This window comes from Pseudoalteromonas aliena, assembly GCF_038155085.1.
Lineage (GTDB): Bacteria > Pseudomonadota > Gammaproteobacteria > Enterobacterales > Alteromonadaceae > Pseudoalteromonas > Pseudoalteromonas aliena_A.
This window is the reverse complement of record NZ_JBAKAU010000321.1, coordinates 1-206: the sequence shown is the minus strand read 5'-3', so window position 1 is coordinate 206 and position 206 is coordinate 1. Positions and strand designations below refer to the sequence as shown.

Below are 206 nucleotides of genomic sequence, written 5' to 3'. Positions count from 1 at the left end.
ACTTCACCTTCGACACCGACGCCGACGGCATCGCGCTCGTCACCTGGGACATGAAGGACCGGCCGATGAACGTGCTGGCCGCCGACGTGATGGACGAGCTGGAGGCGATCGTCGATCGCGTCGCTGGCGACGCATCCATCAAGGGCGCGGTCCTCACGTCGGGCAAGGACGCCTTCTCCGCTGGCGCCGATCTCACCATGCTCCAG

The 206-nt window shown here is 66.5% G+C and carries 1 protein-coding gene; it reads left to right on the top strand.

The annotated features are described in order from the left end of the window. A partial coding sequence (locus tag V6260_RS19585; protein WP_341595645.1) for an enoyl-CoA hydratase-related protein occupies nt 1–206 on the top strand: 206 nt, incomplete at both ends.